This is a genomic window from Streptomyces cyaneus (assembly GCF_004028635.1).
Classification (GTDB): Bacteria; Actinomycetota; Actinomycetes; order Streptomycetales; family Streptomycetaceae; genus Streptomyces; species Streptomyces cyaneus.
In genome coordinates this window covers 607,567-617,950 of record NZ_RQJW01000006.1, presented here as the reverse complement: position 1 = coordinate 617,950, position 10,384 = coordinate 607,567, and the positions used below count along the sequence as shown (strand labels likewise).

The following is a 10,384-nucleotide window of genomic DNA, read 5'->3' as shown; positions in this document are numbered from 1 at the left end:
GCCCCCTGCCGCGACAGCGCGTCACATCTGTCGCGGAACTGTGTAGACATTAAGGGCGATCTGTGAAGTCCGCAGGCCGTTTCCATGAAGAGCGCGTTTCATCACAACGAGCCCCGAGAGTGAACAATTCGAACGCAGGTCGCGTAACTGCCCCTTGTCCGCAGCCGTTTCAGCTGGTCAGCGCGGTCCGCAACTGGTCCGGATCGGTGGTCGGGGCATCGCACGTGAAGTTTCGACAGACGTAAGCCGCAGGTTGACCCTGCTGCAGGGGCCGGTCGGCGAGGAGCGGAAACTCGTCACTCTCCGGAGATCCCACGGCCACGACCGCGCCCGGCGCGGTGCCGAGGAGCGCCGTACGGTGCAGTGCTTTTGTGCCCTCGTCGGACAGGGACGGGCCGACCACCGCGATCTCACGCGGCCCGTCGAGGTTCGCCTCCGCCACCGCGAGCCCCCAGCCGATGAAGCGGGGGACGCGCGGGCCGAGGGCCTTCACGACCCCCAACGCCCGCTCGGCGGCGAGGCGATGAGGCTCAGCACCGGTCTGCGCGGCGTAGCTCAGCAGGGCACCGGCCGCGGCACTCCAGCCGGAGGGGGCGGCGTTGTCGGTGGGGTCCTGGGGTCGGCGGATCAGCTGCTCGGCGTCGGCGGCGGTGTCGTAGAGGGCGCCGGACTCCTCGTCGGTGAAGCGGGCCAGGACGTGGTCGAGCAGGAACCCGGCGAAGTCCAGCCAGACGCCCTCACCGGTGACGGAGGCGAGCGCGAGGAAGCCCTCGGCGACGTCGCCGTAGTCCTCCAATACACCCGCGTTGGCGCCGACCTGGCCGTCCTTGCTGGTGCGGGCGAGCCGGGCGTGGTCGTCGAGGTGCAGCCGTACGAGGAGGTCGGCGGCGCCCAGGGCGGCATCCACCAGGTCGGGGCGGTCGAAGTAGGCGCCGGTCTCGGCGAGGGCGGCGATCGCGAGGCCGTTCCAGGCGGCGACGATCTTGTCGTCCCGGCCGGGGGCGGGGCGCTCGGCCCGTGCGGAGAGCAGGCGTTCCTTGACGGAGGCGACCTTCTCGGCGTCGAACACGCGCTCGCTCTGCGGGAGTTGGAGGACCGAGGAGCCGTGCTCGAAGGTGCCTTCCTCGGTGACGTCGAAGTAGTGGGCGGCGAGTTCGGCGTCGTCGTCGCCGAGCACCTCGCGCAGCTGCTGCGGAGTCCAGACGTAGTAGGCGCCCTCGACGTGCTTGCCCGTCCCGTCGTCGCTGTCGGCGTCGAGCGCGGAGGCGAATCCGCCCTCGTTGGTGCGCAGTTCGCGCACCATGAAGTCGGCGGTCTCCAGGGCGACCCGCCGGGCCAGCTCCGAGCCCGTGGCACGCCAGAGGTGGGCGTAGCCGCGGCAGAGCAGGGCGTTGTCGTAGAGCATCTTCTCGAAGTGCGGCACGACCCAGTCGCGGTCGACGGAGTAGCGCGCGAACCCGCCGCCGAGCTGGTCGTAGATCCCGCCGCGGGCCATCCGCTCGCAGGTGTCCTGCGCCATCTGCAAGGCGCCCTCGGATCCGGTCCTGGCATGGTGGCGCAACAGGAACTCGATCACCATGGACGGCGGAAACTTGGGCGCGCCGCCGAACCCGCCCCGCTGCGGGTCGTACTCCCGGGTGAGCCCGAGCAGCGCCTGGGCGAGCTCCTCCTCACCGGGCGCCTCGGTACCGCCGTAGGAGATCTCCCGCCCGGCGAGGTCCCGCACGATCTTCCCGGCGACCTCGTCGACCTCCTCGCGCCGGTCGGCCCAGGCACTGCTGACGCCCTCCAGCACCTGCCGGAAGGACGGCATGCCATGCCGGGCGGCGGGCGGGAAGTAGGTGCCGAAGTAGAAGGGCTCGGCGTCGGGGGTGAGGAAGACGGTCATGGGCCAGCCGCCCTGGCCCGTGGCCGCCTGGACGGCCTCCATGTAGACGGCGTCCACATCGGGGCGTTCCTCGCGGTCGACCTTGACGCTGACGAAGTGGGCGTTGAGGTAGTCGGCGGTCTCCTGGTCCTCGAAGGACTCGTGGGCCATCACATGACACCAGTGGCAGCTGCTGTAGCCGACGCTGAGCAGCACGGGCACGTTACGCTTCCGGGCCTCCTCGAAGGCCTCCGCGGACCAGGGCCACCAGTCGACCGGGTTGTCGGCGTGCTGAAGGAGGTACGGGGACGTCTCGTGCGCCAGTCGGTTCGGCATGGTGTCCATCCTGCCGCAGTACCCGGCCATCACGCGTCCGCACCTCGCCTCCACCGACGCCCAGCTGCAAAAGCTGGTCATGACTGCGGGGAAGAAGACCGAAGAGCGTCAGTGGCACTTCTTCTCCTGGCGGCGCGGGGACCGCAAGGGCCCGAAGATGAACCCGCCATCTGTGCTCGGCGCCGGGGTGCGGAATTCTGCGCGGCCCGAAGGGGTCGGACTCCTCGCCGCAGGGCTTGCGGAGAGGTAAAACGCCTGTGGAGCCCGCGTAAGTCCCCGCAAGCCGGGGCAGTGGGTGATGAAGCAGGAACCACCGAGCGGCAAAGCCGCCTGGAATCCTGGCCTTGAAGGCCAGGGGGAGGCCAAATGCGAGACAGCCATCGGACCGATGCCGAGCGGCTGTTGGCCCGGGCCGTGGAGGAGGAAGTGCGGCGCTCGGGCGGGCGCACCGACGGACAGGTACTGATGTCACGGGCGCGCGGGGCGTTGGACGCCATGGCGCAGACGGCGGCCGAGGAGTACGAGGCGTATACGCGCGCACTGGACGAGGCGGAGGCCGGCCGGCTGACGTTCGGGCAGCGGTTCGCGCGGGAGGGCGGCAGTACGCCGCTGATGGTGGCGGGCGTCGCGGCGCTCGCGGCCGTCGTCACCGACCTGGCGCTCGGCACGGGCACGGGCACCGCGGTGGGCGCGGGCGTGACCGTCGGTGTCGTGGGCGCGGCGGCGACGGTCGTGAAGGTGGCCGGCACGCATCTGCCGGCCGCGCATCATCGCGCAGGTGCCGTGGGCCAGCCCGGCGGCCCGCAACAGCTGCGGCTGCAGTGGCTGACGGCGCTGGAGGTACGGGGCATCCGTCCCTTCCTCGACCAGCAGCGGGTGCTGAGCGCGTCCACCGGTCCGAAGAAGCCCGGGCCCCGGCTGAAGGGCGCGGACAAGAGTGCGGCGGCCCGTGGGCGCAGTGTGCTGGAGCAGTCGTTCGGTCAACTCCCGGAGCCGGTGGGCCCGTTCGCGGGCCGTAGGCAGGAGATGGCCCGTATCCGGCAGTGGGTGCAGGCGGCACGCGCGAGTACGGAGACGAAGCCGACGGTCGTCGTGCTGCACGGGACGCCCGGCAGTGGTCGTACGGCATTGGCGGTCCGTGCGGCCCACGACCTGAAGGACCAGTTCCGCGGTGCGTGCGTGGTGGACCTGCGCGGCGACACCGCGGAGGAGCCTCCCCTGTCCACCCGGGACGCGCTGCTGCATCTGCTGAACCGGCTGGGCGCCCCGCGCGAGCAGCTCCTGTTCCGCGAGCGCTCCTCGGCGGACCAGCAGGTCAAGCGGCTGAGCGAGCTCTACCACCAGCACCTCACCGGCCTCCCGGTCACCGTCGTACTGGACGACGCCTCGGACCCGGAGCAGGTCCGCACCCTCGTTCCCGAGCGCTCCGACAGCCTGGTCCTGGTCACCGCCCGCGAGCCCCTCGACCTGCCCGCCGATCTCGCCGCCTGGGTGCACCAGCTGCCGGTGGAGTCGCTGGACGCGGCCGGCGCGGAGGAGCTGCTGAGCGCGGCGGCGCAGGATTCCTCGGGGCCCTACGACGCCGAATCGGCCGACCGGATACGGGAGTTGTGCGGCGGGCTGCCGCTGGCGCTGTGCATCGCGGGCTCGTCGCTGGGGCCGCGTTCACCGCGCACGCTGGCGACGGACCTGGGTGCGTACGGCCCGGTGGAGCCGATCGAGCGGGTGCTGTGGCTGCGCTACACCGACCAGTCGGAGTCGGCGAGGCGCCTGCTGCGCAGGCTCGCCCTGGCGGGCCGGGCCTCGCTGGGCGCGGCAGCGGCGGCATCGCTGCTGGCCACGGACGAGGCGGAGGCGACCCGCCACCTGGCGGCCCTGTCCCGGTCGGGCCTGATCGACCACGTCCGCGGCAACCGCTACCGCCTGCACGACCTGGTCCGCGCCTTCGCCCACGCGCGCCTCCTCGACGAGGAGGAGCCGTCGGAGCGTACGGCGGCACAGGAACGGCTGATCGTGAACTACGCCGACCTCGCCGACTCCGTCCTTCGCCTGGTCGACGGCAACATGTCGACCCGCTCGGACCGCTTCAGCCCGCACGGCTTCACCTCGCTGGACGACGCGCTGCGCTGGCTGGACGACGAGTCGAGCTTCATCACGGCGGCCCTGCGGCACGCGGAGGACGTGAACCAGGCGGCGGTCCTCAACCTGCTGGGCGCGCTGTGCGACTACTGCCTGCTGCGCGGCGACCTCTACCGGCTGGGCGAGATCAGCGAGCTGGCGCAGGCCGTGGACCAGGGCCTGCTGGTCCGCTCGGTGCAGTGGCGCACCGGCATCGCGGCCCGCCAGCTCGGCGAACTGGACAAGGCCCGCACGACCCTGACCTCGGTGGTCGACCTCTACATGGAGGCCAACCACGACGCCGGCGCGGCCCGCGCCCTGTGCTCCCTCGGCATCACGCTGCATCACCAGGGCAATCTCACCGAGGCGGCGACCAAGCTCCGCGAGGCCCTGGAGCTGCAGTCGGCCCCCGCCCTGGCGACGGACCGCGCCTGGACGATGCACGCGCTGGCGGCGGTGGAACGCGACCGCGGCCGCATCTCCGAGTCACTGGACCTCCTGACCGACTCCCTCGCCCTGCACCACGCGGGCGAGTCGATCCACGGCGAGGCCTGGGCCCACTTCCAGCTCGGCCAGCTGTCCCTGCGCATGGGCGACGTACCGCGCGCGGAGTCGGAGCTGCGGACGGCCCTGGAGCTGTACGGCCGCACCCGCGACGCCCGCGGCGAGGCCTGGGCGATGACCCAGCTCGCCCGCGCCCGCCTGGTCGCCGGTGACCCGTCCCCGGCGGTGGACGGCCTGCGCCAGGCGGCCTCCCACCACCGCGACAACGAGGACGCGCGCGGAGAGGCGTGGTCCGTCTACTACCTGGGCCAGGCCCTGGAGGAGACGGGCAACCTGGACCTCGCGGTACGGGAGCTGGAACGTTCCCGCACGATGTTCTCCCGCATGCGGGACGTCTACGGCCTGGCGTGCGCCCGGCACCACTCGGCGCGGGTGACGCGGGACCAGCGGGCGGCCCAGACGGGCTCCCTGCGCAACTCCGGTTTCGCACGCCAGCTCCTGGTCGACGCCCGCGCCGACTTCCAGCGCATCGGCGTGGCACACGGCGAGGCATGGACATGCCTGGAGCTGGCGGTGGTGGACGCCGGGAACACCCGCACCCAGCAGGCGCTGGCCCTGTGCGACGACGCGGTCGCTCTGTTCGCGTCCTACGGCGACCGCAGAGGCGAGGACTGGGCCCGCTTCCTGCGCTGCACGTTGCTGCCGTATGCGGCGCCGGGGGGTGTCGAGGTCGGGTCGGCTGTGGCGCAGGAGGAGCTGGCCCAGCTCGGGCGCGCCGGGCATGCGCTGCGGGACGGGAAGCTGAACGACTACGTCGAGGCGTATCTGCTCCTGCTGGAGCGCGGGGTGAACCTGGAGGAGGGGTGGCAGGCCTGGCGGCTCGGCATGGTGCCCAACCGACATGCGCGCGAGGTGATGGGGGTGGGCGTCGCGGCCGGGACGTAGGCCCGCGCAACGTCGGCGGGCGCAGGCCTCGCGAACGTCGGCGGGCGCAGGCCCGGCGGATCGTCGATCCGTACGGTTCCGTCACACCCGTCTGTAACGGAGCGTGCCCGCCGGCGCCCAGCCGTCCGCCCGTCAGCCCCGCTGCGACTTCGCCGTGCCGGAGGCCGTGCTGTCCTGGGCGTCCCCGGCGTCCGCCTTCGGGTCCGGGGCCTCCTTGAAGTCGACCTTGCTCATGTGGCGGTTCATGGACTTCATCAGGCCCCACACCGCCAGCGCCATCACCGCGAAGATGATGAAGCCGAGGACACCGGGGGTGACCTTGTCCTCGTCCACCTCCTTGGCGAGGGTGGCGAGCTGTGTCATTGCCAGGCTTGCGCTTGCGCTCATGTCAGGCATTGTCGCGGATGCCCGCAAAGAGGTCGTCCTCGGGGAGGGAGGTATCGACGAGGGACTTCGCCAGCTCGTACTCCTCCGTCGGCCAGACCTCCTTCTGGAGCTCCATCGGGACGCGGAACCAGCCGCCGTCCGGGTCGATCTGGGTGGCGTGCGCGATCAGGGCCTTGTCGCGGATCTCGTAGAAGTCGGCGCACGGAACGTGCGTGGTGATCGTGCGCTCGGTGCGCTCGAACTCGTCCCAGCGCTTGAGCCAATCCCCGTACGGCGACTCCAGGCCGCGGTCGAGCATGGCGTGGTGCAGCGCCTCGGTGCGGGGGCGGTTGAAGCCCTGGTTGTAGTAGAGCTTCTGCGGCTGGTACGCGGGCCCGTACTCCGCCTCCGGGTACTTCTCGGTGTCCGCCGCGCCCTCGAACGCCACCATCGAGATCTTGTGGGTCATGATGTGATCGGGGTGCGGGTAACCGCCGTTCTCGTCGTAGGTGGTGATCACCTGCGGACGGAAGGAGCGGATCTGCTTCACCAGCTCGCCGGCCGCTTTGTCGACGTCCTCCAGGGCGAAGCAGCCCTCGGGAAGCGGGGGGAGCGGGTCGCCCTCGGGCAGACCGGAGTCGACGAAGCCGAGCCACTCCTGGCTGACGCCGAGGATCTCGCGGGCCTCGTCCATCTCCTTCTTGCGTACCTCGTGGATGTGCTCCTCGATGTACTTGTCGCCCTGCAGCTTGGGATTGAGGATGGAGCCGCGCTCCCCACCCGTGCAGGTCACGACCAGCACGTCCACCCCCTCGGACACGTACTTCGCCATGGTCGCCGCGCCCTTGCTCGACTCGTCGTCGGGGTGGGCGTGGACAGCCATCAGTCGCAACTGGTCAGTCAAGACTCAATCCTCAGTAAGTCGGCGCCCGGTGTGAACCGGCGCGATCGGCGGCTTCTATAGTGACCGAATCGGGGGGCGGATAATTCCGGGGTACGGCCCGCAGGCCCCTTTTGGGAGATCCGTCCCGCCCCTGCCGAGAGGACGATCATGAGTACGGCGAGCACGCGGCTGCCCGAGGGCCGCTACGGCCGCTCCTCGGACGCGCGCTCCGACCGCACGCTCAAGGTCGTGGGCGCCGCCCTCGGGGTGGCACTGCTGGCGCTGGTCGGCTACCTCGGTTACCACTACGTCGGCCAGAACAAGATCAGCGCCGAGGTGATCGAGTTCGACGCCGGCAAGGACGCGGTGAAGGTCCACCTGGAGGTCCGCAAGGACGCCGGTGCCTCCGGCTACTGCACCCTGCGCTCCCAGGCGGAGAGCGGCGCCGAGGTCGGCCGGGCGGACTTCCGCTTCGACGGTGACGCCACCCGGATCGACAAGGTCGTCACGCTCCGTACGACGTCCCAGGGGACCACGGCCGAGCTGCTCGGCTGCCACGCCGACTGACCCCCCTCGACCGACGCCGACCGACCGCCGACCAAAACCGACTGAACCTGGTCGACATCGACCGCCTTCGCCCGGAATCCATAGGCGCTGACCTGCGTTGACGTGATTCTGATGGCTTATGTCCTCCCCCTTCGGGCATTGAATTGTTAGGCTCGTGGTTTCGCCCATCCGTGAAGGAACATCCTTCTGGGTAGGGCGATGCTTTGTATTCCCAGTACCTACGAGGAGCACCTGTGACCCAGACCAGCGAGAACGTCACCTGGCTGACCCAGGAGGCGTACAACCAGCTCAAGGCCGAGCTGGAGTACCTGTCTGGTCCTGCGCGCACGGAGATCGCCGCCAAGATCGCGGCCGCGCGCGAGGAGGGCGACCTGCGCGAGAACGGCGGGTACCACGCGGCCAAGGAGGAGCAGGGCAAGCAGGAGCTCCGAGTGCGCCAGCTGACCCAGCTCCTGGAGAACGCCAAGGTCGGCGAGGCACCGGCCTCGGCTGACGGTGCGGTCGCGCCCGGCATGGTCGTGACGATCGCCTTCGACGGCGACGAGGACGACACGCTCACCTTCCTGCTCGCCTCGCGCGAGTACGCGAGCGCCGACATCGAGACGTACTCCCCGCAGTCCCCGCTGGGTTCCGGCGTGATCGGCCACAAGGTCGGCGAGGACGCGGAGTACGAGCTGCCGAACGGCAAGAAGGCCTCGGTGACGATCCTGAAGGCCGAGCCCTACAGCGGCTGACCGGGACCGTGCGGCGGTCGAACCCGCCCGGCATGTCCTTGACGAGCCCCCGGCGCCCACGTGGCGCCGGGGGTTTCGTCACGCCAGGGGGTTCGTCGCAGCGGAGGTCGTCACGCCGTCGCCGAGCGGTACTTCCGTACCGCGAGGGTGCGGAATATCACGATGATCAGGACCGAGTAGATCAGCGAGGCCCAGACCGGGTGCTGCATGGGCCAGGCGTCCGACGGTGACTGACCCGGGTTGGCGAACAGCACACGGCAGGCCTGCACGGTGGCGCTGAAGGGATTCCACTCGGCGATGTGCCGCAGCCATGGGGTCATGTGGCTGGTGTCCACGAACGCGTTCGAGATGAAGGTGACCGGGAAGAGCCAGATCAGCCCGCTGGACGTGGCCGCCTCGGGCGTACGGACGGACATGCCGATCAGGGCACCGATCCAGGTGAACGCATACCCGAGCAGGAGCAGCAGCCCGAAGGCCCCCAGCACCCTGCCGGCGTTGGTGCTTCCGTCCGAGCCGATGCGCCAGCCGACCAGCAGGGCGACCACGGCCAGGACGACCAGGGTCAAAGCGGTCTGGACGAGGTCGGCGAAGGTGCGCCCGGTCAGCACCGCGCCCCTGGCCATCGGCAGCGAGCGGAAGCGGTCGATGAGCCCCTTGTGCATGTCGTCGGCGATGCCCGCACCGGAACTGGCGGTGGCGAAGGTGACGGTCTGCGCGAAGATGCCCGCCATCAGGAAGTTCTTGTAGTCGACGGCGCTGGTGCTGCTTCCGATCTGCATGGAGCCGCCGAAGACGTAGGTGAACAGCACCACGAACATGATCGGCTGGATCAGCCCGTAGATGATCATCTCGGGGATCCGGGACATCCGGATGAGGTTGCGTTTGGCGACCACGATCGAGTCCCGGACGGACTGGCTGACCGGGTTGGCGGCCGGTGCGACCCGCACCGCGTCGGTGAGGGAACTCATTTGACGGCCTCCTTGCCGTTCTCCTCGTCCTTCGCCTCGGCCAGGTGTCCTGTCAGGGACAGGAACACGTCGTCGAGGGTCGGGCGGCGCAGCCCGATGTCGTCGATCTCGATGCCGCGGGTGTCGAGCTCGCGGATGACCTCGGCGAGGAGCTTGGCGCCACCGGTCACGGGCACGGTGAGCTTGCGCATGTGGTCCTCGACCGTGGTGTCCCCCTTGCCGAAGCCGCGGAGCACCTCGGAGGCGGGCTGGATGTGCTCGCGCTCGTGCACCACGACCTCGACGCGCTCGCCGCCGGTGCGGGCCTTGAGCTGGTCGGAGGTGCCCTTGGCGATGACATGTCCGTGATCGACCACGGCGATCTCGTGCGCGAGGTGGTCGGCCTCTTCGAGGTACTGGGTGGTCAGCAGCAGCGTCGTACCGCCCGAGACCAGCCGCTTTATGACCTCCCACAGCAGCTGACGGTTGCGCGGGTCGAGGCCGGTCGTCGGCTCGTCCATGAACATCACGGGCGGTGAGACCACCAGGGCGGCCGCGAGGTCGAGGCGGCGGCGCATGCCGCCGGAGTAGGTCTTGGTGGGGCGGTCGGCGGCGTCGGCGAGGTCGAACTGGTCCAGCAGTTCGACCGCGCGAGCCTTCGCCGCCTTCGCCTTCATCTGGTAGAGCTGGCCGACCATCTGCAGGTTCTCGCGGCCGGTGAGGTACTCGTCGACCGCCGCGAACTGGCCGGACAGGCCGATGGAGCGGCGTACGGCGTCGGGATGTTTGAGGACGTCGATGCCCGCGACGACCGCCGAGCCGCTGTCGGGGCGCAACAGGGTGGTCAGACAGCGGACGGTCGTCGTCTTGCCCGCGCCGTTCGGCCCGAGCAGACCGAGGACCGTGCCCTCGGGGACATCGAGGTCGACGCCGTCCAGAGCCCTTACGTCACCGAAGGTCTTCACCAGGCCTTCGGCATAGATGGCGCCTGGCATATGAATCTCCACGTCGTCGGGGAAACTTCGGAAAGCCTAGGGTTTGCACTTTTCGTTCCGCTAGCAGCACGCCATTGCTCAGCGGTGCGGCGGGGATACGAGACACACCATAACGCGATGTA

At 70.1% G+C, this 10,384-nt stretch carries 9 protein-coding genes; 4 read left to right on the top strand and 5 right to left on the bottom strand.

The window, feature by feature from the left end:
* Nucleotides 1-169: 169 nt before the first annotated feature.
* Nucleotides 170-2,203 (bottom strand): thioredoxin domain-containing protein, encoded by a 2,034-nt coding sequence (locus tag EHO50_RS24995; protein ID WP_128433388.1) that lies wholly within the window; start codon nt 2,201-2,203, stop codon nt 170-172.
* On the opposite strand from EHO50_RS24995, the gene EHO50_RS24990 reads away from it, so the two are divergent.
* Entirely contained in the window at nt 2,202-2,453 is a 252-nt protein-coding gene (locus EHO50_RS24990; RefSeq protein WP_128433387.1) for a hypothetical protein, read from the top strand. The two genes, EHO50_RS24995 and EHO50_RS24990, sit on opposite strands and share 2 nt — an antisense overlap.
* Nucleotides 2,454-2,569: 116 nt before the next feature.
* Nucleotides 2,570-5,770, top strand: coding sequence for a tetratricopeptide repeat protein (locus tag EHO50_RS24985; RefSeq protein ID WP_128433386.1), 3,201 nt, complete (start codon nt 2,570-2,572; stop codon nt 5,768-5,770).
* Nucleotides 5,771-5,902: 132 nt separating this feature from the next.
* On the opposite strand, the gene EHO50_RS24980 is transcribed toward EHO50_RS24985, so the two are convergent.
* Both EHO50_RS24980 and mca read right to left on the bottom strand, forming a co-directional pair.
* On the bottom strand, nt 5,903-6,166 hold the full coding sequence (locus EHO50_RS24980; protein WP_164904928.1) for a hypothetical protein: 264 nt from the start codon (nt 6,164-6,166) through the stop codon (nt 5,903-5,905).
* Complete coding sequence (mca, locus tag EHO50_RS24975) at nt 6,159-7,019, bottom strand: mycothiol conjugate amidase Mca (RefSeq protein WP_164904938.1); 861 nt, start codon at nt 7,017-7,019, stop codon at nt 6,159-6,161. Before mca ends, EHO50_RS24980 begins: the two co-directional genes overlap by 8 nt.
* A gap of 168 nt (nt 7,020-7,187) precedes the next feature.
* Between mca and EHO50_RS24970 the strand changes: the two genes are divergently transcribed.
* On the top strand, nt 7,188-7,586 hold the full coding sequence (locus EHO50_RS24970; protein ID WP_128433383.1) for a DUF4307 domain-containing protein: 399 nt from the start codon (nt 7,188-7,190) through the stop codon (nt 7,584-7,586).
* Nucleotides 7,587-7,819: 233 nt separating this feature from the next.
* Nucleotides 7,820-8,320 (top strand): transcription elongation factor GreA, encoded by a 501-nt coding sequence (gene greA / locus EHO50_RS24965; protein ID WP_128433382.1) that lies wholly within the window; start codon nt 7,820-7,822, stop codon nt 8,318-8,320.
* A gap of 110 nt (nt 8,321-8,430) precedes the next feature.
* On the opposite strand, the gene EHO50_RS24960 is transcribed toward greA, so the two are convergent.
* Both EHO50_RS24960 and EHO50_RS24955 read right to left on the bottom strand, forming a co-directional pair.
* Nucleotides 8,431-9,288, bottom strand: coding sequence for an ABC transporter permease (locus tag EHO50_RS24960; protein ID WP_128433381.1), 858 nt, complete (start codon nt 9,286-9,288; stop codon nt 8,431-8,433).
* On the bottom strand, nt 9,285-10,262 hold the full coding sequence (locus EHO50_RS24955; protein WP_128433380.1) for an ATP-binding cassette domain-containing protein: 978 nt from the start codon (nt 10,260-10,262) through the stop codon (nt 9,285-9,287). Before EHO50_RS24955 ends, EHO50_RS24960 begins: the two co-directional genes overlap by 4 nt.
* Between the last annotated feature and the right edge of the window lie 122 nt (nt 10,263-10,384).